Origin of the sequence: Halorubrum persicum (assembly GCF_002727125.1) — an archaeon.
Taxonomy (GTDB): domain Archaea; phylum Halobacteriota; class Halobacteria; order Halobacteriales; family Haloferacaceae; genus Halorubrum; species Halorubrum persicum.
The window spans coordinates 65,561-88,127 of the sequence record NZ_NHOA01000017.1 but is presented as its reverse complement, the minus strand read 5'-3'; the positions used below and the strand labels follow the sequence as shown (position 1 = coordinate 88,127).

General features: G+C 61.1%; 22 protein-coding genes. 18 read left to right on the top strand and 4 right to left on the bottom strand.

What is annotated here, in order from left to right; genetic code table 11:
* Positions 1 to 44: 44 nt before the first annotated feature.
* From DJ69_RS02890 to DJ69_RS02880, 3 genes are all read left to right on the top strand, one after another.
* Positions 45 to 779 (top strand): hypothetical protein, encoded by a 735-nt coding sequence (locus DJ69_RS02890; RefSeq protein WP_099254203.1) that lies wholly within the window; start codon positions 45 to 47, stop codon positions 777 to 779.
* A complete protein-coding gene (locus DJ69_RS02885) occupies positions 772 to 1,569 on the top strand; it encodes a hypothetical protein (protein WP_144050373.1) in 798 nt (265 codons plus the stop codon). Before DJ69_RS02890 ends, DJ69_RS02885 begins: the two co-directional genes overlap by 8 nt.
* Before the next feature lie 172 nt (positions 1,570 to 1,741).
* On the top strand, positions 1,742 to 2,668 hold the full coding sequence (locus tag DJ69_RS02880; protein WP_099254218.1) for a transcription initiation factor IIB: 927 nt from the start codon (positions 1,742 to 1,744) through the stop codon (positions 2,666 to 2,668).
* A gap of 108 nt (positions 2,669 to 2,776) precedes the next feature.
* On the opposite strand, the gene DJ69_RS02875 is transcribed toward DJ69_RS02880, so the two are convergent.
* A complete protein-coding gene (locus tag DJ69_RS02875; protein WP_099254201.1) occupies positions 2,777 to 4,006 on the bottom strand; it encodes an RNA-guided endonuclease InsQ/TnpB family protein in 1,230 nt (409 codons plus the stop codon).
* 144 nt (positions 4,007 to 4,150) lie between these two features.
* Here DJ69_RS02875 and DJ69_RS02870 point away from each other — a divergent pair, with 144 nt between their 5' ends.
* The 11 genes from DJ69_RS02870 to DJ69_RS02820 all read left to right on the top strand — a co-directional run bounded on the left by DJ69_RS02870 (position 4,151) and on the right by DJ69_RS02820 (position 14,830).
* A complete protein-coding gene (locus tag DJ69_RS02870; RefSeq protein WP_099254200.1) occupies positions 4,151 to 5,032 on the top strand; it encodes a biosurfactant protein 1 in 882 nt (293 codons plus the stop codon).
* A gap of 138 nt (positions 5,033 to 5,170) precedes the next feature.
* Complete coding sequence (locus DJ69_RS02865; RefSeq protein WP_099254199.1) at positions 5,171 to 5,359, top strand: hypothetical protein; 189 nt, start codon at positions 5,171 to 5,173, stop codon at positions 5,357 to 5,359.
* Between the two features lie 91 nt (positions 5,360 to 5,450).
* The gene (locus DJ69_RS02860) at positions 5,451 to 5,831 is read left to right on the top strand and encodes a hypothetical protein (protein ID WP_099254198.1); all 381 of its coding nucleotides are present in this window, start codon (positions 5,451 to 5,453) and stop codon (positions 5,829 to 5,831) included.
* A gap of 67 nt (positions 5,832 to 5,898) precedes the next feature.
* Positions 5,899 to 6,561 (top strand): DUF6735 family protein, encoded by a 663-nt coding sequence (locus DJ69_RS02855; protein ID WP_099254197.1) that lies wholly within the window; start codon positions 5,899 to 5,901, stop codon positions 6,559 to 6,561.
* 37 nt (positions 6,562 to 6,598) lie between these two features.
* The gene (locus DJ69_RS02850; RefSeq protein ID WP_082226590.1) at positions 6,599 to 6,883 is read left to right on the top strand and encodes a hypothetical protein; all 285 of its coding nucleotides are present in this window, start codon (positions 6,599 to 6,601) and stop codon (positions 6,881 to 6,883) included.
* A 61-nt stretch (positions 6,884 to 6,944) separates the two neighbouring features.
* Positions 6,945 to 7,694 (top strand): helix-turn-helix domain-containing protein, encoded by a 750-nt coding sequence (locus DJ69_RS02845; protein WP_008364314.1) that lies wholly within the window; start codon positions 6,945 to 6,947, stop codon positions 7,692 to 7,694.
* 60 nt (positions 7,695 to 7,754) lie between these two features.
* Positions 7,755 to 10,148: a heavy metal translocating P-type ATPase gene (locus DJ69_RS02840; protein WP_180271702.1), complete on the top strand. Its 2,394-nt coding sequence runs from the start codon at positions 7,755 to 7,757 to the stop codon at positions 10,146 to 10,148.
* Positions 10,149 to 10,323: 175 nt separating this feature from the next.
* On the top strand, positions 10,324 to 13,140 hold the full coding sequence (locus tag DJ69_RS02835) for an aconitate hydratase (RefSeq protein ID WP_099254196.1): 2,817 nt from the start codon (positions 10,324 to 10,326) through the stop codon (positions 13,138 to 13,140).
* Between the two features lie 360 nt (positions 13,141 to 13,500).
* Positions 13,501 to 13,992 (top strand): hypothetical protein, encoded by a 492-nt coding sequence (locus tag DJ69_RS02830; protein WP_008364318.1) that lies wholly within the window; start codon positions 13,501 to 13,503, stop codon positions 13,990 to 13,992.
* A 3-nt stretch (positions 13,993 to 13,995) separates the two neighbouring features.
* The gene (locus tag DJ69_RS02825) at positions 13,996 to 14,361 is read left to right on the top strand and encodes a DUF7568 family protein (RefSeq protein ID WP_008526065.1); all 366 of its coding nucleotides are present in this window, start codon (positions 13,996 to 13,998) and stop codon (positions 14,359 to 14,361) included.
* Between the two features lie 73 nt (positions 14,362 to 14,434).
* Positions 14,435 to 14,830 carry a DUF7567 family protein gene (locus DJ69_RS02820; protein ID WP_008364319.1) on the top strand — a complete coding sequence of 132 codons (396 nt, stop codon included), beginning with the start codon at positions 14,435 to 14,437 and terminating at the stop codon, positions 14,828 to 14,830.
* A 22-nt stretch (positions 14,831 to 14,852) separates the two neighbouring features.
* On the opposite strand, the gene DJ69_RS02815 is transcribed toward DJ69_RS02820, so the two are convergent.
* Entirely contained in the window at positions 14,853 to 15,716 is an 864-nt protein-coding gene (locus tag DJ69_RS02815) for a hypothetical protein (RefSeq protein ID WP_239638541.1), read from the bottom strand.
* A 207-nt stretch (positions 15,717 to 15,923) separates the two neighbouring features.
* Here DJ69_RS02815 and DJ69_RS02810 point away from each other — a divergent pair, with 207 nt between their 5' ends.
* Positions 15,924 to 16,496 (top strand): hypothetical protein, encoded by a 573-nt coding sequence (locus DJ69_RS02810; RefSeq protein WP_049908450.1) that lies wholly within the window; start codon positions 15,924 to 15,926, stop codon positions 16,494 to 16,496.
* Positions 16,497 to 16,509: 13 nt separating this feature from the next.
* Here the strand turns inward: DJ69_RS02810 and DJ69_RS02805 are convergent, their stop codons facing one another.
* Positions 16,510 to 17,874: a restriction endonuclease gene (locus DJ69_RS02805; RefSeq protein ID WP_008364322.1), complete on the bottom strand. Its 1,365-nt coding sequence runs from the start codon at positions 17,872 to 17,874 to the stop codon at positions 16,510 to 16,512.
* 432 nt (positions 17,875 to 18,306) lie between these two features.
* Positions 18,307 to 19,431, bottom strand: coding sequence for a hypothetical protein (locus DJ69_RS17730; protein ID WP_144050372.1), 1,125 nt, complete (start codon positions 19,429 to 19,431; stop codon positions 18,307 to 18,309).
* Positions 19,432 to 19,802: 371 nt separating this feature from the next.
* Here DJ69_RS17730 and DJ69_RS18185 point away from each other — a divergent pair, with 371 nt between their 5' ends.
* The 3 genes from DJ69_RS18185 (at position 19,803) to DJ69_RS02775 (ending at position 22,519) form a co-directional block, all read left to right on the top strand.
* The gene (locus DJ69_RS18185; protein WP_160162934.1) at positions 19,803 to 20,627 is read left to right on the top strand and encodes a homing endonuclease associated repeat-containing protein; all 825 of its coding nucleotides are present in this window, start codon (positions 19,803 to 19,805) and stop codon (positions 20,625 to 20,627) included.
* Between the two features lie 325 nt (positions 20,628 to 20,952).
* Positions 20,953 to 22,110 (top strand): hypothetical protein, encoded by a 1,158-nt coding sequence (locus DJ69_RS02780; protein WP_049908451.1) that lies wholly within the window; start codon positions 20,953 to 20,955, stop codon positions 22,108 to 22,110.
* Between the two features lie 97 nt (positions 22,111 to 22,207).
* On the top strand, positions 22,208 to 22,519 hold the full coding sequence (locus tag DJ69_RS02775; RefSeq protein WP_049908452.1) for a hypothetical protein: 312 nt from the start codon (positions 22,208 to 22,210) through the stop codon (positions 22,517 to 22,519).
* Positions 22,520 to 22,567: the final 48 nt, after the last annotated feature.

The window sequence follows — 22,567 nt, the reverse complement described above, 5'->3', positions numbered from 1 at the left end:
GACCGATCCCCAAGTTCTCACCCCGCAACAGTCGACACCGGCGGTTGTTCTCGAGCCACGATGCCGCACCGTACCTGCTGACCACGTTCACGAACGCGGTGTGGCTGGAGAAGCGGCCCGACGAGCTCGACGCATTACTGGGGCCTCACCAGGAGCTGGTCCTGGCGAACGTAGAGGCTGACAAGTACCTGGTCGGGCGGACGCCGGACGATGAGATGGAGCGGGTTGAGAAGTTACAGCCAGCGTACTACATCCCGAGTGACCGGTGGGTGTACGAGGACACGATGACGGATGCTGAGCAGTTGGAAGAGATCGACCGTTGTATGGACGGGACTCGTGAGGTGTTCAACCGAATCGAGGCCCGTGATGACCTGCCGACGCAGGTGATCCCGATCGCGAAGGGGTGGAAGCACTGGCATTTTGAACGGTGCCGGCGTACGTTCGAGGATCTCGGCTTGTCGTACTGTGCGTTCGATGTGACGCAGTACAACAGCATCAATATGGTTCTCGAGGACGTTCACCGGTTGATCGAGGTCATCGGTCCTGACGGGGTCTTGTTAATCGGGAAGCTGTCCCCCGATCATCTCCGACGATGCCCGCCTGAAGTGGTGGCTGCTACCGGGGTCGATCACTGGCGGAAGAACAGCCAGACGGAGTCAGGCCGGTTCAGTCGTGAGCTGTATCGTTTCTGGGCGGTGCGGGCGTACGCCGCCATCAGCAGTGCACAGACCAGATTAGACCATTTCGGAAGCCAATCCAATGTTCGTATTCATGGGTAACCGTGTTGGCAGTCCGCCGTCCAGTTCGGGCGGTGGAGGCGAGGAACAGCCCGAGGAACAGCCAGAGGAGGAAACGGACGGTGACGAGGACGAGACGGTGCAGACCGGTATCACGGGCGGAGTGGCGGGTGCTGCGGCAGCTGCCGCCGGTGCTGCGTCGGGGAATGGTTCGCCGCCTGTAGATGGTGAGACACCTGACGAGGACGCGGAGGATGGTGACGATGTCAGTCCCCACGATAACGACGAGGGCAGCAAGGAAGACCCAGAGGTTCCGGAGGAGATCCCGGAGGATCCGCCCGTTGAGCCGGAGCAGCCGACCGACGGTGACGGGTTTGAGCCTGCGGAGCCGGCAGAGAAACCCACCGAATCTGACAGTGAGGAGAAGACTGAGAACCAGGAGGCCCCTGAGGACGAGGATGACCTCGACGATGACGATGAGGATTCCCGGTTCGTGTACGGCGATATCGTGTTCGATCGGGACAGCGTCGACGAGGATGAGGTCGACGAGGCGGACACCGAGTTGTCCGTAGTTGTGAACCTCCCGGACGCGAGTATCCATGAGTGGGAGTGCGGCGAGGATGAGACCGTAGCGGATCGGGACTCGCATTACCCACCGGCTGATGACGTTGTTCTGGTCGTTGAGCGGGGGGTGCTGGACGCGGTGGCGCCTGCGTGGGATGAGCGCGAGGCCGAAATCCTGATCGAGGAGTTGGATGCTGTCGGTGTAGAGTATACAGCCTATCCGTCGCTTCGGCTAGGGCTGTATGAGCCGTCGCATCTCCGGGAATAAGAACGCGTAGATAATTCCGCTTGGAGTACGTTACCTACGCCGGTTTAGGAGCAAACACTGTATTCAGTGCCACAACCCCCAGGACCGAATTCCGTACTCGATAGCGTTTATTTACCCCTGAATGGGTGAGGGGCTCGCTGTACTGGCGAGTTCCCTGAACACGGTGAGAACGATGGCAACTAGAGACATCTACGAGAGCGGATTCGACGAAGACGTCCGAACGGAATCGAGTGCGAACCAGTGTCCCGAGTGCGACGGCCGAGTCACCACGAACGCGGTCGAAACGGTCTGCGAGGACTGTGGCCTGGTCATCGACGAACAGCGCATCGATCACGGGCCGGAGTGGCGTACGTACGACGACGAGGAGCGTGAGCGAACGGGCGCCCCACTCACTGCAGCCCGCCATGATCGCGGCCTGTCGACGGAGATCGGTCGCGGCACCGACGCGAAGGGGAACGAGATCTCTGGGCAGAAGCGACGGCGACTCGCGCGGATGCGCCGTGAGCAGACCCGGGGTCGCTGGCGGTCGAAAGCAGAACGGAATCTCGCCCACGGGCTGGGCGAGGTGCGCCGGTTGGCGAGTGCGCTCGAGCTCTCCGATTCGGTCCGCGACCAGGCGTGTCAGCTCTTCCGGAGCGCCCAGAACGAGGATCTGCTTCGTGGCAGATCCATCGAGGCCATCGCCGCGGCCAGCGTCTACGGGGCCTGTCGGTGTAACGGTCTTTCGCGGTTGGTGGACGACGTCAGCGAGATGGCCCGCGTCGCGGAGTCACGAGTCACGAACGCGTACAAAACGCTGAACGAAGAGCTGGGGCTCCCTGCCGAGCCCGTCTCCCCCAGCATGTTCGTGCCGCGCCTCGCCTCGGACCTCGAGTGTCCGGACGAAATCCGACAGCGGGCCCGAACCCTGGCGGAGCAGGCCGAGGAGCGCGGCGTCACGACGGGCGTTCATCCGGCCGGGTTCGCCGCGGCCTGCCTCTACAAGGCCGGTCGCGAAGAGGGCCGATGGTTGACGCAATCCGAGGCCGCGGACGTAGCGAACGCCTCGAAGGCGACTGTTCGGGCGCACCGGGATACGTTGGAGGAGCAGGTCGCCTGAGGCTGATCACGGTCTCTCCGTCTGTACTGCACATCGGTCTATCCACGCTACGATTTAAACACGAAGACGAGCGAAGTTCTCTGTAGACTACTCTGTAAGCTAGCCCACCTAAAGAGGTGGACTTTCACCATGGACTCCCGCTCTAACCGAATCTGGTACGGGTTTGACCCCGTTCGCGTTCAGCATCCCGATGTTCAAGCGCACGCCTACGGGTGCGCCTCCTTCGCCGCCAGTTTGGTTGCGAAGGAGTCGATAGCCGATGTTCTTCGCTGCGTTGTAGTCCGCGTGGTTCTCGTATCCACAGGACTGACAGCGGAAGGTGTCCTGCGACGGGCGGTTGTCCTCGTGGGTGAACCCACACGACGAACACCGTCGGGACGTGTTCTTCGGGTTTACCTGCTCAACCTGAATCCCGCGTCCCTCGGCCTTGTACGAGACGTAGTCGTACAGACGATTGAATGCCCACTCGTGGAACTTGCGGGTGTCGGGCATCCGATCGCGGATATCCGTCAGGTCCTCGAAGGCGATAACCGTACAACCACACTCGCTCGCTTCAGCGATGATGTCGTTCGCGATACGGTGAAGATACTGCTCGAAGCGCCCCGTCTCCTTGCGTCCGACCGCTTGGACGTTCTCGTGGGCCCACCGCGAACCACACTCCTGCAGCGACTTGCGGCGCTGGACGTACTCTGTTCGCCAGTGGTTGAGTTCGTCGGCAGACCAGAACGCCCCAGTCGAGGTGACGGCGATGTTCTCGATCCCGAGGTCCACACCGAGAACCGTTCCGTTCTCGGCCGGTTTGGGATCGTCTACGTCCGCCTTTGTTCGGACGTGGAGGTAGAAGTCACCACGGCGATAGTGGAGTGTCGCGCCTGTCGTCTCCCATCGTTCAGAACGCAGGTACTTCGAGTGGGGCGTGTCACGAGTCTTGTCGGGCAAGACGTACTCGGCGGTGACACGCCCATCGACGGTAGACAACACGGCGTGGTCGTCGTGGAACGTGGCGTTGCGCTGGTTGTATTCGCAGAACGGCGAGGAGAATGTCGGAATCGAAGCGTACTCGCCGTTCTTCCACTCGGCGACGACGCTCTTGAGCGCGTCAACAGCACGGTTGCGAGCCGATTGGACGTGGTTGCTGTGGAGTCGCGTCTGCTCGCGAACCTCGTCGTAGGTCATCTCATGCAGGACGGACGAACGGGTTTCTGCCCACTCGCCGTCCCACGCGGAGCCCACGACGTAATTGGCCGCCCACAGGAACTCATCAATCGTCTCGTGGAGCAGGTCCGCCTGCTCGTCGGTCACGTCGAGTTTGACCGGGACAGTTCGACGGACCTCCATACAACTCACAACTCGATCTATGCTTAAATGTATTAATATAGTCAGGTGGGGGATGCTGCCCTCCACCGGCAACGGCGGTAGCGTAGGCAAGCGAACACATTCGTTCCCTCAGCTGCGGGGATCGGTTTCGACAGGGTGGTATCTATGAACGGTCGTTACTCCGACTTTGAGGAACTGCGGCCGACCGGCGAGGCGTCCCACATTCCGGACACGAGGCTGGACGACGGGTGTGAGGGTGCCCCCCGGCGGCAACGCGTCGCGACGAGCGCTGGTGGCTACCCTGATGCGCCGACGGCCGCCGACGGCGAGTGCAAGTCGTGTGGGGCGTCAGTCCCAGACGGCCAGACGAAATGCCGGTTCTGTCTCACTAACCATCTCGGAAGTGACGCCACTCGCACGGACGAGGCCGCGTCGACGACGTTCCTCGGCATCGTCCACCTGGTCGTCGAGTCGACCACGTTCTACGGCGCCGTCGCGAAGGGCGGCGCCGCGGCGAACCTCCTCTCCGCTAACGAGGCGGAGCCGGCCGTCGACGACTACACGCTCATCTACGATCTCGACGAGGCGCCGGCGCGCCAGCTGGCCGAGCAATGGCCCTCACTTCCCGACGCCGTACAGGTGTCGTCAGCGGAGGGAGAGCGGCTTCTCAGTGCCGCCCGTGACCGGGCTGGGTGGCACGGGCAGGAAGCGTCGGAGCGTCCGGAACAGGCCCCGACGCGCCTCTACGACCAGCGTGGGGACGGCATCCGCGCCGCGTCGCGTCTCGACGCGGTCCTCGACGACGCCGACGATGCGGTGTGGCTGGTTCCAGCGATGGCGCTGACCGAATCCGCTGGCGAAGCTGGGGCTGATCGGCAGGAGTCGTCGGTACCGACGACGCAGGAACTCGACTGTCAAACCTGTGGACGGGCGACCGACCATCGGTTCAAGACCCACGAGTCGGTCCCGGATGAGGCGTGGACGGGGCAACCAATCTGGGAGTGCCGGGAGTGTGGCTCGGCTCGCTACGGCCCCAATCTCGAGTAAGGCCAATGCTGGGCATCGATTAACCAACAGCCTGCGAGTGCCGTCGAGATTCGTTGGTTAAGACCGGGATCTCCTGCAAGTCCGACGCCAGTCTCGATGGTGGGTCTTTCCGCGCCGGCGAGCGGTGAGGCGCTTCCGATGGAGCAAGAGTTCAAACAGGGCTACCGGATGCATCGTGTACTCAGCAATCTCAACCGACTCGACGTCGACCGATTGGACGACGCGGATCGAGAGCGAGTCGAGACCGCGAGAGACCTCCTGGAGGAGGTGAGCCTTCTCACGCGGCCGGGCGACGGTGCCGGGGCGGACGCCCACGCAGATTCCTAACTGGAGTCGCCGGCCACGCCCAGGGAGGCACCTTTCACGTTGGTTTATCGCCCCCGACAGGGGTGCGGGGGCGACCCCGTGAAGTCCAGACATGGCGACACTGCAAGCTGCGACCACGTCGACTGGCGCGATCGTATCGGATCCCCGGACAGTCCGCGAGCTCTGTGAGAACTACTGCTTCGGGACGCTCAACTGGGAGGTGACCGAAGACGGAGAGCTCACCATCTGGGGGTACGACGACTTCGAGGTGTACGAGGCGCGGGAGAACAGCCTGCCGGACTACGAAGGCGGGATCGTGACCCACGAATTCCTGCGAGAACTCGCCGACCACCTCGAAGCCGACGAAGAGTTCGATATCCAGACGGCGGGATTCACCAAATGCCGCTTCCCAGTCCTGGCCAAGCGGTACGTCGTTCGCGATGGCGAAGTCCTCCACGCGGACCTCAGTTCCCCCGACCCGATCGACGAGTAGCGTTGTTCGTCCCCCGAGAGGGGTGCGGGGCGATCCAGTCGCGGTCGCCCCGTGAGGTGATTGCTCGATGGGACACCGCGCACTCGTTGCGTACGAACGCACAGACGGACAGTACACGCTCCACTACAGCCATTGGGGTGCAGCAAACCTCAAGCTCAAGCGCCGAATTTCGGCTGAATCGCCGTTCGGTGGCGACGACACCGACTCCAAGTGGGCGAAACAGCTGCTGGCGGAACTGGCCGATGGCCTCGAGGCAGAAGCGGTCGACGGCTACCTCGCCGGCGAGGATCGACCGTCGACGGTCGTCGAGCCGAAGCCCCGCGCCACAGAGCTCAGCCTCGACGAGATCGTCGCTGACCATCTCGACTACCTCCACCACGAGGCGTTCTTCGTGGTCTCGACGACGTTCGAGGTGACCGCCTATCGGACGCTGTGGTTTGGGCTCCAGTACGACTCGGAGACAGTCGAACAGGGAGAGACGGTCGGGAACGGCGCGCTCGCGACGGTGCGCTGGTACGACGGCGAGCCGGTCGGTGACGGCCACCTGCAGGGACAGTCCGCGGCCCTCAAAGACGTCGTCGGCGATATGCTCGACAAGGGCGTCTTCACGCCGTCGACGGCGAGGCAGTACCTGAAACGGAAGCTGGCCGAGCGAGTCGGCGACCGACAGGAGCTGCTCATTCCGACCGGAGAGTCACCCTTCGAGACGGCGAGTCTCAGCAAGCCGTAACACCAATCCCTTAGTGGATATCGGGGGACGCCTAAGTATGGCAAATCAGTCTGAAGATGACGTTCGTGTTTGGCTTGTCGAACGGACGTACTCCGATGACGAGCAGAACCTGATCATCCTCACCTACGCAACACCCGATGGAGAACAGTACTATCGGAAGGAACGCGCACTCACGTCCTTCACCGACGTCCGAGACACGACAGCAGCAGTCGATGCTGAACCCGGCAATCTTGGCATAGTCGATGACCCCGACCTCCAAGAGCAATACGCGGCCGAAGCACAGCGAATGCAGGAAGTCCACGACCCTGACGACGTAATCTGAGGTCCACTAGTCGACAACGCTGCAGGCCATGGGTTATGTCGTAGCAGGCCTTAGTCGGGGTATGCGCGAACTCGTCTTCGCTCTCGAATACGAGCCCGGCTGCAACCGGGTGGCGGACGCCCTCGCAGACCACTCCGACGCTCGCGTTCGTTCACTCTCGCTGCACGCCACTGCCGACCAGCTCTGGCGAGTCGACCATGCCACCGGCACTCCGGACGCACTCGACGCCATCGAGGACGCGTTTCGCAACAGCGACTACTACGCCGACTGTCTCGCCACCGAGGACTGCGGCGCAACCCAGACTACCCGTGTCCTCGACCGCACGGACGACACGCTCATCCTTTACTCCGACTGGGAGCGCACTCCGACCTGCGCCTCAGTTCCCCACATCGCTCGCGATCACCTCGGCGACGGCGTCTTATTCGAGACCCGTCACGAGGGGCGCCACTACACGTGGCGGCTCATTCACGCCGGCGAGGGCGATGTGGCGGCGTTCTTCGATTCCCTCGGGGTTGCCGTCGGGGAATGCGCCCAGATGGAGATGCTCCGCACAGCGGACACGACGACAGGAGCTGGGGGACGCGACGGGAAACCGAGCGGCCTCCCGCCAGCCCAGGAGGCCGCACTCCAGGCCGCGGTCGAACACGGCTACTACGAGTCACCCCGCGAGGTCGACGTCGGCGAGCTCGCCGAGCATCTCGACGTGCCACGGTCAACACTCACCTACCGACTCCGTCGGGCGGAAGAACATTTGGCGAAGCAACATGTTGCCGGCGAACAGGTAGCGGAAGAACGGCTGGCATCGCACTGACGCCCTCGATTGGAATATTCCAACAAAGACATATCGAACTCCCGCTCCTACCGTGACGTGATGACAGAGAATCCGGACGCAGCCGGGGGAACGAGCGGCGGCGGACAGCGACGTGAGCTGACCGCCCGCCTCGCCGTCCCCGAAATGGACTGTCCCTCTTGCGCCCAAAAGGTGGACAAGAGCCTCCAGCGTGTCGACGGCATTACTGACGCCACGCTCCAGCCGACCACCGGCACGGCCAACGTCACGTACGACCCTGATCGGACCAGCGAAGCCGACGTAGTCAAGGCGATTGAAGGCGCCGGCTACGAGGTCGTCGGGGGCTCGGACGCCGAGAGCGATGATGAGGACAACCAGGCGACCGATGGCGTCGACATCGCGCCCCCATCGGAGGTCTGGACGAGTCCTCGCGCGAAGAAGACGTGGCTCGGTGCGGCGTTCGTCACGCTCGGCCTCCTCTTCGAGTTCCTCCTCACCGGGCAGAACATTACGGTGGCAAGCGTCCTCGAGTACCCGCTCCACATCGCGGATGTCCTGTTCCTCGGCGCCGTCGCGGCCAGTGGCATCCCGGTCGTCCGTAGCGGATACTACTCCGCGAAGAACCGAAGCCTGGACATCGACCTCCTGATGGGGACGGCGATCATCGCGGCGACCGGTATCGGCTACTTCGTCGAGGCCGCCACGCTGGCCGTCCTGTTCAGCATCGCCGAACTGCTCGAGGACTACGCGATGGACAGGGCACGGGACTCCCTGCGCGAGCTGATGGAACTCTCGCCCGACGAGGCGACCGTCCTTCGGGATGGTGAGGAAGTGACCGTTCCCGCCGAGGAGGTCGACGTTGGCGAGACCGTCGTCGTCCGCCCCGGCGACAAGATTCCGCTCGACGGGACGGTCATCGACGGCGAGAGTGCAGTCGACCAGTCGCCGATCACGGGCGAGAGCGTCCCCGTCGACAAGACCGCCGGCGACGAGGTCTACGCCGGCGCGATCAACGAAGAGGGGTACCTCGAGGTAGAGGTCACCTCGACCGCTGGCGATTCGACGCTCTCGCGCATCATCGAGATGGTACAGGGCGCACAGGCGAAGAAAACCGAGTCCGAGCAGTTCGTCGACCGCTTCTCCGGCTACTACACACCCCTCGTCGTCGTGCTGGCAATCCTGACCGCCGCTATCCCGCCGCTGGTTATCGCTGATCCGGTGTCGGTGGACCTAGCCGGATACGGGTTCACCTTCGCGAGCGACTGGCAGACGTGGTTCATCCGGGGGCTCACCCTGCTGGTGATCGCCTGCCCGTGTGCGTTCGTCATCTCCACACCCGTCTCGGTGGTGTCGGGCATCACCAGCGCCGCGAAGAACGGCGTCCTGATCAAGGGCGGCAACTATCTGGAAGCGATGGGTGGGGTCGACGCAGTCGCCGTCGACAAGACCGGGACGCTCACCAAGGGCGAACTCGCCGTCACCGACGTCGTTCCGGTCGGTGACACCACGGCTGACGATCTGCTCCGTCGCGCCGCCGGACTGGAGCGGCGGAGCGAACACCCCATCGCAGCAGCTATTCTCGCCCGTGCTGAGGAGGCGGGCGTGGGCAACCTGCCCGACCCGACGGGTTTCGAGAGCCTCACCGGGAAGGGCATCCGCGGCGAGATCGACGGCGAGACGTACTATGCGGGCAAGCCCGCGCTCTTCGAGGAGCTGGGCTTCGATCTCTCACGGGCACGCCGTGAGACGGACGGCGGCGTCATGGCGGAAGAGGCAGCCGAGTCCGACGACGGGGCGTTCGCCGAGAATGCACTCACCGCGCTGGAGCAGGAGGGCAAGACGGTCGTTATCGTCGGGACGGAGTCGGAACTGCTGGGTGCGATCGCCATCGCCGACGAGGTGCGCCCGGCCTCGAAGCGGGCCGTCGAACGCCTGCACGAGCTGGGCGTCGAGCGCGTCGTGATGCTGACCGGCGACAACGAGGGCACCGCCCGCGCCATCGCCGAGCAGGTCGGTGTCGATGAGTATCGCGCAGAACTCCTGCCCGACGAGAAGGTCGACGCTGTCGAGGAGTTACAGGCGGAGTACGGGGAGGTCGCGATGGTCGGTGACGGCATCAACGACGCGCCCGCGCTCGCCACCGCGGAGGTCGGCATTGCGATGGGCGCGGCCGGTACCGACACCGCTCTCGAGACAGCCGATATTGCGTTGATGGGCGACGACGTCGGGAAACTCCCGTACCTGTACGACCTGTCGCATACGGCCAACGGCGTGATCCGGCAGAACATTTGGGCGAGTCTCGGCGTGAAGGCGCTGCTTGCCGTCGGCGTGCCGATTGGGCTCGTCAGTGTCGCCGTCGCTGTCGTCGTCGGAGATATGGGGATGAGCCTCGGCGTCACCGGCAACGCGATGCGGCTGTCGCGAATCGCGCCTGAACGCATGGGCGGTGAGACTGGCCAAGAAACGAGTGCATGAACGTTACCGAAGAAGACAGTGTCACCCCAGAACTGTATCACGCGTCGACCGTGAGAGCAACGAGCTCTTTGAACCCCTTCGGGCGGGTCCAACGTATAAGTCGAACTGCTCGAATCCCGTCTCCCGAGAGCGGGGACAAGAATAACGGTTACTCCGTTTGAAATCTTCCACAATAATGAACCCCTTCAATGCGATCCGCGAGTTCGAAGCCGATGGAACGGCCTACAAGATGGCCGACCTCACCGTCCTCGAAGAGCAAGGCCTCTGTGACCTCGACAACCTACCGGTCAGCATCCGTGTCCTCCTCGAATCCGTGCTCCGAAATGCCGACGGGGAGGACATCACCGAGGAAGACATCCGTGACCTCGCTGGCTGGCAACCGGACGTGCCCGACGCCGACATCCCGTTCCAACCGTCCCGGGTCATCCTGCAAGACCTCACCGGCGTCCCGGCCGTCGTTGACCTGGCCGCTCTACGGTCGGCCGTCGACCGCCAGGATCGAGACCCGAGTCTCGTCGAACCGGAGGTCCCCATCGACCTGGTCATCGACCACAGCGTCCAAGTGGACTATTTCGGCAACGAGGAGGCCTACGAGAAGAACGTCGAACTCGAATACGAACGCAACGGGGAACGGTACCGCGCACTGAAGTGGGCACAAAACGCCTTTGATGACTTCAGTGTCGTGCCACCCGGGACGGGTATCGTTCACCAGGTGAACCTAGAGCACCTCGGACGGGTCGTCCACGAGCGCGAGCATGACGGTGAGAACTGGCTGTTCCCGGACACGCTCGTCGGGACAGACAGCCACACCCCGATGGTCGGGGGCATCGGCGTCGTCGGCTGGGGCGTCGGCGGCATCGAAGCCGAGGCCGCGATGCTCGGCCAGCCCATCACGATGAACGTCCCCGAAGTCGTCGGCGTTCGACTCACCGGCGAACTCCCTGAGGGCGCGACAGCGACCGACCTCGTACTGCACGTCACCGAACTGCTCCGTGACGTCGGTGTCGTCGACCGGTTCGTCGAGTTCTACGGGCCAGCCGTGGAGACGCTGACCGTCCCTGACCGGGCAACGATCGCGAATATGGCGCCCGAGCAAGGTTCGACCATCAGCATGTTCCCCGTCGACGAGGCCACCCTCGATTACCTCAAACTGACGGGGCGCGACGAGGACCACATCGAACTCGTGCGAGAGTACCTCGATGCCCAAGGGCTGTTCGGCGAGCAGAATCCCGAATACACCGAGACTGTCGAACTGGATCTCTCGACGGTGACACCGAGTCTTGCCGGGCCGAAGAAGCCGCAGTCACGTGTCGAGATGGGCGACATGCGGAGCCATTTCCGGGAGTTGCTTCACGGCGAGTTCGAGGAGGACCTCGGCGACGTGGACCAGGAGGCCATCGACCGCTGGATCGCAGAGGGCGGCAACACCCAGACCGAGTTGACCGGTGAACCAACCGACGTCGAACGAACAAACGGCGGCGTTCAGCAAGAGGCCCAGACTGAGAAACCGGACCTGGGACCGCTCACGGAGCGTGCGACAGTAACGGTTGATGGGACCGACGTCGAGATCGGGCACGGGAGCGTCGTCGTTAGCGCGATCACCAGCTGTACGAACACATCGAATCCCTCCGTGATGCTGGCAGCCGGGCTCCTGGCGAAAAATGCTGTCGAGCGGGGCCTCGACGTCCCGGACTACGTCAAGACGAGCCTCGCACCTGGCAGCCGCGTCGTAACCCAGTATCTCGAAGCGTCGGGACTGCTTCCGTATCTTGAGAAACTCGGCTACAACGTCGTGGGCTACGGCTGTACGACCTGTATCGGGAACGCAGGGCCGCTCCCAGAACCCATCGAGGCAGCCATCGACGAGCACGACCTCTGGACGACGAGCGTCCTTTCCGGGAACCGGAACTTCGAGGCGCGCATTCATCCGAAGGTGCGTGCGAACTACCTTGCCAGTCCGCCGCTCGTGGTCGCCTACGGGCTCGCCGGGCGGATGGACATCGACATGGAACACGACCCCCTTGGGTACGACGAGAACGGTAACCCGGTCTATCTCGCAGACCTCTGGCCGGGTAGTGACGAGATTCACGAAGCGGTTCACGACTTCGTTGACCCGTCGATGTTTGAGGAGAAGTACGCCGAAGTGTTCGAGGGTGACGAGCGGTGGGACGCACTGGATGCGCCGACGGGCGAGGTCTACGAGTGGGACGAGGACTCCACGTATATTCGGGAACCGCCGTTCTTCAAGGACTTCCCGCTGGAGAAACCTGGTGTCTCCAACGTCGAGGATGCACGGTGTCTGCTAACGCTGGGTGACACGGTTACGACCGACCACATCAGTCCTGCTGGACCGTTTAGTACGAATCAGCCGGCCGGCCAGTGGCTCATGGATCACGGCGTTGAGCCCCACGAGTTCAACACGTACGGTGCTCGTCGAGGGAACCACGAGGTGATGATGCGGGGCACGTTCGCCAACGTCCGCATCGAGAATCAGATGCTCGACGACGTCGAAGGCGGCTACACTATCCATCACCCAACGGATGAGCAGACGACCGTTTTCGAGGCCAGCCAGCGCTACCGCGACGAGGGAACACCCCTCGTCGTGATGGCTGGCGAGGAGTTCGGGACCGGATCGAGTCGTGACTGGGCGGCGAAGGGGACCGACCTCCTCGGTGTGCGTGCGACCATCGCTGAGAGCTACGAGCGAATTTATCGGGACAATCTCGTTGGGATGGGCGTGCTGCCGTTACAGTTCCAGGACGGGGACTCCTGGGAGGCGCTTGGTTTAGACGGCTCGGAGGTCTACACGATCTACGGGTTGGACGACGGGCTGACGCCGATGGCTGAGTTGACCGTGACTGCCGAGCGGCCAGACGGGTCATCGGTTGAATTCCCAGTGACAGCCCAAGTCGGGACGCCCGCCGGAGTGCGATATATTGAGCACGGCGGCATCTTACATTACGTACTTCGACAGCTATTGACGGAATCGTAACTCATTCCGAGTGAAATCACGGAGAGATGGCTGCTTTCGGATACCTGATTCCCTATTCGGAACCATCTGGAATCTGAAACAGCAGTTTCTGTGTTGAAGAGGTGCCAGATTTGGTTGAGGTTCTCGGTTTATTCCAAAGACGATTGGCCGCTATAGTACCATTCTAAACCAACTAATCACGCTACCAATTACACTCAAGCCACCCATACTGCGTTCGGCCATTCACACAGTCCCAGACACCAATCAACAGTTATGGGTTCTCAACAGAGCCATCGTGTTTGTTATTGCGCCGGCGATGGGTGCCGGCGCAGCAGGAGCGAGCAACGACCCCCGGTGCGTCGGCGTTTCGAGGTGTTCGAGATGCACATGGTGATTTACGCTCTGGTAGAAGAATCGACCCACGACGACGCACTGGCCACCGGAAAGACGGTGTTCGACCGCCTGGTCGGCGCGGACCCACACGCCGGCGCCGTCTTCGATTACTATGTGACCTTCGACGAGGAGGACACGTCCGTTGCGGGGACGGCGCGATGGGGTGAGCTGCCGACTGCAGCCCCCGTCGACTCCGATGACGGCGAAGACCTGCTCGAGCGTGGCTGGGAGGCGACGAAGGAGGAATTCGAGCGTAATCTCGACCGGGCGAAGGAGGCCATCAACGAGCTCTCCGACGAGGAAATCATGCGCGACGAGGACCTCGCCCGACACGCCTTCCACCAGGTCGGTGCGTACGACGGCCCGACGATCTTCCTGTACACCGAACACGGAACCGGCATTCGCCACCGTGGACAACTGGACCGACTCCTCGAGGAGAGTGAAGAGCTCTGGATCGTACCCGCTGACGTCCACTTCTAACTAATGCCTCGCATCACCAACTGGCGACGCGAGAGCCGCTCGCCGACGCTTGCGTATCGGAACACCGAGACCGGTGCGCGAGCCGTCCTGCATCGAGCCCCGGATTCCTACCGGTACAAGTGGCGCGGAGCAATCCTCGTCGACGGCTACCCGGTGTGGTCGCGGGGGTACGAGACGAAGGACGCGACGTCGTTCCGTGACGAACTCCGGGAGCGGCCGGCACCGGACCTCAGCTGCCCGGAGTGTCCGAACAACGACGTTCGCGTCGGCGAGAAGGCAGCAGACGGGGCGAAAATCCAGCGATGGTACGACTGCCCCGACTGTGGGTACGAAGCCCCCTCACGCATCGTCTACGGTGCCGAACGGTGAGTGAGTGAGCGGTGGGCGCTGTTTTTCGGCCGGGCACGAGGTGTTGGCCCGGTACGACCGGGTGAGTCAACCAATGAGTCTCGAAGTACTTGACCGACACAGCGAGGCACTGTTCGAGTTCCTCTGGTGTCCCGTCTGCGGGCAGGAGGTCTTCACCCACATCCCGTTCGAGGGGGTGTTCTGCAAGAACTGCAACACCCAGGTCGAACTCCAGGAATCCCGAGAGACGCGCGGCTACGAGGAGGCCGTGCTCGCCTGCTTCGATTCAACCACGACCTGGAACCTCCACGTCGACGAGAAACTGCGGCGCGACCTGCCTGATGGGTCGGCCCGCGTGAAAATCTTCGGCGCACCGGGCGCCTACAAGGTCGACTGGTGGAGTCCAGAGCCGGGGGAGGACTGGGAACCTGTCGAGCGCGGCGAGTTCGACGACGTCGAGGAACCATCAGAGGTGTCGCATCTGGCGTAGAGCACGCGTTAAGGCGGTAAATTTACGCCTGACACACGTCGCAGGACCCGCATCCACGAGGGGTTCGCTCGTCGAAGTAGAGACGGCGCCATCGAGCAAACTGATCCGCATACGTGTCCTTGCTGTACGGGAATTGGTACAGATTGACCCCGTCCGGCAGGTCTGTGATTTCGGGCGCGTCTACGCCGGGAAATCCGTTACGAAACACGAGATCTTCTGTTTTGGACACCAGCTCAGGAGCAACTGTGGATGGGTCCGAGGCCTTCAAGAAGTAGAGTGATGGGATGAACTCTTTCGGGTCGAAGAATCCGTTGGCGTGCAGAATCCACCCACAGAGCCACAGATACGCCTTCTCACTGGAGAAGAAGACTCCGTAGTGGTTGTCCGATTGCCGGCGTTTGTACACGAACACGGGGAGACCATAGCTGAAGCCGACCCGCGTTGGTTCTGCGTGGATATAGCAGTCCTCACGGTCGATATAGTGGACCAGTGGAGCTTGACACAGCTTGCCCGGGTGCTCACCAGTACCGATCTGCTCCCACAGCTCCGAAACGGAGGCCACGTCGGCGCTCTCGTCCTCGAGAGTCGTATCATCGATTGCACGATGGACGGGCGCAGCAGACTGAATCTCCTCGGGGAGATCGTCGCTGGACAGCTTCGCCGTCTCTCGGTCAGGGAGTGTCCGATAGAAGTGTTTATAGAAGCCCTCACGACGCCGTTTATCGGCGAGTGTTTCACACCGGGCGCAGTCCTCGATGAACATCGCTGGTACCACCCGGTCTGGATTCTCGGCGGCCTCCTCGTACAGACTAAGCTGCCGTTCGGCCCGACTGGCAATCTCATCTGGATCGGGGAGTGGTGAGCCCCTCTCAGACTCCGATGACATACGCATACCTTTGGGCTGGAACAGCATCAGTTTCCGAGCAAGGACCCCGCCCGACCGCTGTCTTGCGAATCTCAGAATTCATTTTTAACCGGGTTTAAGTTGTCCAGTGACAGCCATTCGGCGAGACTCCAGCGACTCCACTCGATTCAGGAGAAGTTGTTTCTGCGCCGGCGATGGGTGCCGGCGCACACGCGTCGGCGGTGATCGATGTCGACACGAAGTCAACTCCGATTCATCCAACGGAGCGAGCCCGCAGACGAACAGTCCGAAACCGACCGCATCGCACAGATCTACCGTCACTCGGATGGCTATCCCGACAGCGTCCTCCGTGACCTTGTCCAGATGAAGGAGCTGCTCGACGAGACACGAACAGAGCGCGGGCCTGCGTACGCCGCTGCCCAGTTCCTCTTCCTCGACACGCTATCGACGATGACCCTCTACGTGGACGAAGGGCGTGATCGGAGCATCCACGCTGACCACCCCTCGGATCTCCTCGAGCCGGACAATATGGAGCACCTCGACCAGCCGATGTTCCTGCTCGGACACGGCGTCGAGAACCCAGCCGACGGCATTCACGGCGACGAGGAGTATCTCTACGTCGTCGAGCTCCCGACCCGGAACCCGTTCGAGGAGCCGTTCGAGTGGACCGTCAAGGTGAGTGGTCACTCCGCCTTCCCGCGCTGGGATGGTCCGACCGAGAAAGCCTTCGAGCGGGCCAGCTGGCAGTTCCACGGCCCGCTTGAGCAGGCGCTCGAAGAGATAGTCGCTGAGCCGGCGTGAACGCTTAGCCCGCTCAGATGATGCCGCCGATGACGAGTAGTCCGACGACGACCAGCAGCGTCGCGACAACGCTTCCCCCGGCCAGCCACTTGTTCTCCATCGCCTTCTCGTGAAGCGGCATCGCGGCGTACTCCTCACGGAACGCTTCGAGGTTCTCCTCGTCGTAGAAGTACTTCGTCTTCAGCGCGAACCGTTCCGTCACCGCACAGCCCGTACAGACCGGCTCGCCTTCCAGCCGCTCCGTTTTGATGTGGCTGGAGCAGGCGATTGCCCCGCAGTTCGAACAGTAGGTGTACGTCTCGTCGCCGCCGCTCGTGTCACAGTGGACGCAGCGGTGGATGCCGTCCTCGGCTGTTACTCGTGACGGGCCTGCCGCGTAGTACTCGTAGGGGTAGGTGTACTCCTGGAGGTCGGTCGTGTGCCGAACCTCGGGGAGGTACACTGGTTCGATCGATTGGACGGAGATGTCCGAGCGGTTCGGCTCGCAGGTCTTGTCGTACGTGACGTTGTTGTCGCCGGTGTAGGTGACCGTCGTCGTGTGGTGTTGCTGGAGGCGCTCGACGGCCCACTCCTTGTACTCCGTTTGGGTCTGTCCGAACCGGCGCTCCTCGACGTCGTCGAACACCTCTCCGAACTGCTCGGCATCGAGGTCGACCGTCGCGTAGAGATTCTCGGTGACCAGCGTCCCGACGTCCTCCTCGACGACCTGCGGCTGCCCGCGTTCGGCGTGGGCGACGAATCGGGTCCGGTCGTTGATCCGGTGGACGACGCCCACCGACGTCTCGAAGACAGCGTTCGTGTCCGCGGTGACCGCGACCACCGGGCGGAACGTCACCGATGAGTGTGGGTCTGGGAGGTCGGCGGCCTCGATGTTCTCGATGTCGCGGAACGCCTCCGTGACTGGCGCGTCGACGTCGGCGGCCGGATCGTACGGGCGGAGCGTCTCGTCGCAGAGAATCTCGATGCGACCGTTGTAGAGGTCGAGGCCGATCTCGTCGGCGATCTCCCGGAGGTCCTCGCCATCGAGCAGCTCGATCGGGTGTGGGTCGTCGTTCTGCTGGAGGCGGTTTGCGTACTCCTGAGCAGGGTTCGTAAACCGGCCGGTCGTGACGACCATTCCGCGTTTCGCGCCGTCGAAGTCGAATGTCGCGATGGCGGAGTGGAGCTTCTGGACGACCGGCCGCCCGACCGTCCCCGTGTGCTTGCACTCGACGATGATCGCGCGCCGCGTGCCGTCGACGACCTCCTCCATAATGACGTCGCGACCCTCGTCAGCCGTGCGGTCGGCCTGGCGGACGTTCTCGTAGCCGAGGTTGCGGAACACGTCCTCCATCACGTCCTCGAACTCGAACCCCGAGAGATCGTCCAGTACAGCCATCCTCAATTATGTGGACAGTACGTTGCAACTGCCAAATACGTTGCCGAACGCTACGCCGTCCTGTTTGTGGAACCCCTGAGAGGGGTGCGGGGGTCACCGAACCGCCCGCGAGCAACGATGAACGGAAATGTACCTATGGCCAGTTCGGAATCGGTTCCAGTCGCATCGCCCGGTCAGTCCCACCGAGACACAGTCGAGTACGTCGGCTTCCGCGTCGACGGCCAAGCCGTCGTGCTGAACCTCTCGGAGCATCGGCGACTCTCCCTCGAGCGCAGTCTGGACCTGGTCAACCACAGTTCGAGAGACTACTCAAATCGAGTTACGAGAGGAAAGTTCTAGAGGAGTTCTCCAGACGAGATGGTTGATTAGTCAGTAGAGATTGCTTCATGCCAGATCACACTCAGATATAGAACGAAGAATCCACTAAAAGTACTACACTTTAAGTTGGTCTTGGACTCGGTCTGTAGACAGACCAAATTCAAGCAGACTCGCTCTTTTTTCCTCTAATTCCTCTGCCCACTCTGAATCACCCTCGAAGAAACGCAGTACATGGGGGTTGTTCCTAAAGAAGAGGCCTGCAACCTCTCCAAAGTCAGATAAAGCACCTTCAGGAGAGTCTATTTTGAATAATTTCCGGCGCTTCGACATTCTCTTCAGAGGGTTTGGATTCCGCAATTCACGGTTTACGTGACGGTCAATGAAATCATCAAGAGTTCCATATGAACGGAGTGCCCCATCTAAGTGGAAACATCGCTCACACTCCTCATCTACAATCGCATGTAGATATCGGGTATAATACTTCAACATTTCATCAGCAAGACTCGTATGTAATGAGTGCCGGATTCCTGTTCGCGGCATCAGTTCCTCAATCTGCAGATGCCACTTACCATCTCTTTTTTCAAAATAGAACTCAGTTCGGTCTTGTAATCCGTGATCATAGCTCTCAGTCCCCTTCTGAATGAAGAACTCGTGCCCAGATCTATCTTGAAGCTCTTGTAAAGTTTCAGGGCCACGCCAATGAGCGGCTAGTTTCGATTGACGAGTAGTGTCTGGTAGACCGATTTTTGAATATGTGATTGGAACGGCGAGATTAACAGCCTCTGCTCGGGCTTGGTTCAGTTTTCCAACCAAGCGATAGTTCTGGGAAAGTCGGGAACAAAGAATTAGATAGTGATTCTTGTATTCGAAGCTATTCTTATTCATATCAGCCTCGGGAGAGACTTCGATTAAGTCCCCAGAATTTCCACCAGTGAATTCGGGATAGGTCTCTTTCAGAATCCCTCGTTTTTGTGCAACAGCGATATCCCAAAGGTAGTAGCGACACTCTCTAGTTTCATCAATCTCGATTTGCTTTGCCAATTCTCGCTCAACTTTGACTCTGGAAATGGCCTCGTGGTCAGCCACGATTGATTTCAGAGATTCATACTCTTCCATCAGCTCTTCAGACGCAAAATTCCCGAAGCTCAAGCTTTTCACACGTATATTTTCTTCCTCACATAGAGAAGCCACAGTCCCCATTTGCTCCAATAAATCCGGAGGGACTTCGTCAGTAGGCATTATTGTGGCTAACTTTCGGGCACATATGAATTTTGCCACCATAGACCGGTTGTAGGCCTCTAACCAGCTGTTTCCTCAACTCGAAGAGAATAGAGGGCGTTTTACTGAATCCAGTTTGTGGATGGTAGTTTCATAAACACCTCAGAATATGATGGCCCTGAGATTCAAGTACGATTTCGGGTCGATAGTGTTTATTTCCCCCGAGAGGGGTGCGGGGGAACTCACTCCCCATCACCGAGTTATGACTGATTCAGAGTACCCCTAGCGAGACGAATCGCTCCGTTGTAACCCCAACTGGAAGCAGGAGTTGAGGATAGGGTCGAGAGTTTATAACCCATTACGGGGGAACCGCGGAGGGAGGTGACGTAGCGTTGACCGACCACATCTGTGACTACTGTGGCGAGGCATTTGCGACTTCCAACGAGTTGGGTGGCCACGTAACCGCGGTCCATCGTCGCGACCAGATCGTAACGGACGCAGACGTAATCCTTGACGATATTCGGCGTGTCGCAGACAAATTAGGGAAACCGCCGACAGCAAAGGAGATGAGCGAGCACGGAGAATACTCCCAGCGCGTCTGCCAGAATAAATTCGGGAGTTGGAACGAGGCGCTTCGTGAGGCTGGCTACGCTCCAAATCGGAAATTCCGACTCACCGATCAGGACCTGGTGGACGAGATTGACCGGCTTGCGGAGCAGCTCGGTCGCCCACCATCAAGCGGGGAGATGGATCGGATTGGGAAGTATCACAGATGGACGTATGACCACCGGTTTGGCGGGTGGGAAGAGGCACTCACCGAAGCTGGCTTCTCACAACCACGGTCCTATCAAGAACGTTTAGAGATCCCGTACGGGCCAAATTGGCCGGAGCAACGGCGGCAAGCATTGGAACGTGATGACTTCCGGTGCCAAACGCCGTGGTGTGAGATGACTCAAGCGGATCATCAAGAGCAGGTCGGAAAGGACATCTCTGTCCACCATTTGATTCCGCGGAAGTTCTTCGTCGGCCCGGACGGGCAGTTTGACCATGAACAGGCGAATCGAGTCTCGAATCTCGTGACGGTCTGCTCGAAGCATCATCTCATCTGGGAAGCCGTCGCCCCGCAGCGGTTGGATACGATTGTCGACGCCACACAGCCACCAGAGCGAGGTGGGCCGGACGGCGTTGCTCTCGCCCTACGAGGGGATGAGGGGTAACCCCCTCGTGATTCAAATGCGAGAGACAGACGAGTCTATCCCGACGCCCAATACAGACGGTCTCACGAACAGAGAACGGCTCCGGTGGCACCTCACTAGTGCCCTCGCAAGCGCCGAGTCGGCGGGAACGATAACCCACCTCCGAGGAGCCCTTGCAACGTATCGGAATCTTCCGCCGTCACCACTCGTCGAGTGTCCGCTCTGTGGGAAAGTCGGGCTTCCAGAGCGAATCCAAATTCACGAATGTCGACAGGCGTAGCGTCGTTTTTTGCGCCTCGATGGGTGGAGGCGCAGATCAGAACGCTTCGCGCCTTCGGAGGATGCTATGAAAGACCCAGAGGAAGCTACGGTCTTCGCAGGCCTCGATGGGCGAACCGAGACTGAACTACCCGAGTGGTACGCCGATCAACACGGAGGTCCCGAACCAATCAGCTTCAGTGAGGCGATTCGAAACCTCCCGCAGGCAGTCAATACAGCGGTCGCGTATCGCAACCCGTACAACGACGAATGGATTGAAACGGAGCGATTCAACGCCATCGTCGAGCCGTCGCGCTTGCAAGCAGAAGCGGATGGGAACACCGAGGCGGAGTCACTATTTCACATCCCGACTGACTCCTACTCGATCATCAACCCGGTCGACGTCTACGGGCCGCTAGAGGAGGTCCTCCGCGAGGAGACCATCGACGGGACCCCGCTGGGCGAGGTGATGTTCGGCGAGATTCGGCGCTACCGGGGCGGCGGCGAGGTCCACATGGACATCATGTTCGACGGCCTCGAGGTGCGCCTGCCCGGCCGGTCGGACCCGATCACGATGGGCGTCACGTCGGGCTACGACTTCTTCGGCGAGCACGCCGTCTACGTGGAGGGGTTCGCCCAGGATGGCTACTGCTCGAACACGATGCGCTCGCTCACCGATAAGGAAGTCATCAAGCACGTCGGCGACGTGCGGAACTTCCGAACCTGGTGGGAGGAACTCCTCGCACAGGTCGAGCTCGTCGCCGACGACCTCTTCGAATTCATCCGGGACGCCCAGGACATCGACCTCGATTTCTCGGAGCTCCCGTTTACCGTCACGGAGTTCTACACCCTGCTGGGCTTCCCGGACTACCTGGCCGAGCGTGCCGCCGGCGATGCAGAAGCCAACGCCGCGTCACCGTTCGAGATCGATATGTGGACGCTGCATTCCGGCGCGACGTACGCTCTCACCCACTTCTTCCAGGGGAAAGAGGGGGCATCCCTCGATCAGTACGTTCGGATCGCCAACGACATCCTGTTCAATCCGGAAGGCACGATTGAGCGCGTCGAGCAGTCGTACGAGCAGCAGCTAGAGGCGGACGGTGACGACGGGTCACAGGCGTCGCTGGCCGGTGAACGAGCGCTGGCGAGCATCGAGCGCGTCAGCGACGACCTGCAGGAGAAAGTCGAGCAGTTCGAAGAACGCGAGGACGCGCTGCGTGAGCGGTTCCAAGAGGCGATGGGCTAAGAGCAGTCGGAGAGAAGACTCGCCAGGCGTGCTTCCGTTCTAGCGGCTGGAATCCACTGCTGACAGTATTAAGTGAGTAGGGGCGTACCCAGAGACCATGTCTATTGAGCATAATCCGACTCTCGACGCGCGAGAGCCACAGCAGGGGGATATAGAGACTTTTGAAGAGTTGGAGTCTGGTGACTCGGTCAAATTCTTTGAATGGCCCGTCGAGCCGTTGACCGTGATCGACTGGGAAGAAGACGATAATGTCGGGAAGCGAGTACGAGTGGAAGCAGAAGGCGGCGAGTCGTTTCTCTACCAGGTAGACGGCCACCTCTGGCATTACGTCCCTGAGGACGAGTTCGCAGGAGAAAGGAATCCCTTCCCAGTCCAGAATCTCACAGTACTCGAATCCCCAGAGGCCTAACCAGACTTGAGGGGAGTCCGTGGAGAATTGGTTCCTCTTTTGGAATGG